General features: G+C 63.2%; 1 protein-coding gene. It reads left to right on the top strand.

Going from position 1 to position 212, the window contains the following annotated elements:
* Positions 1-212: hypothetical protein (locus tag AC1MHZ_RS23575; RefSeq protein WP_482967033.1), on the top strand; the 212-nt coding region annotated here is incomplete at both ends.

Below are 212 nucleotides of genomic sequence, written 5' to 3'. Positions count from 1 at the left end.
AACAGCCTGGGCGAAAGCTTCACGGTCACGGCGACCGATACCGATGGCAGCACAGCCAGCGGCAACATCGATGTGAATATCATCGACGACCTGCCGACCGCCGTAGGTGACAGCAACGTCGAAACCGCCACCGAACAGCACACCACGCTGACCGGCAATGTGCTGGGCAACGACACCCAGGGCGCCGACCGCGTCCCAAGTGGCCCGATCAC

The sequence above is a fragment of the Pseudomonas sp. FA-1 genome (assembly GCF_056856075.1).
The sequence above is the reverse complement of the archived record's forward strand: the minus strand, read 5'-3'. Positions and strand labels throughout refer to the sequence as shown.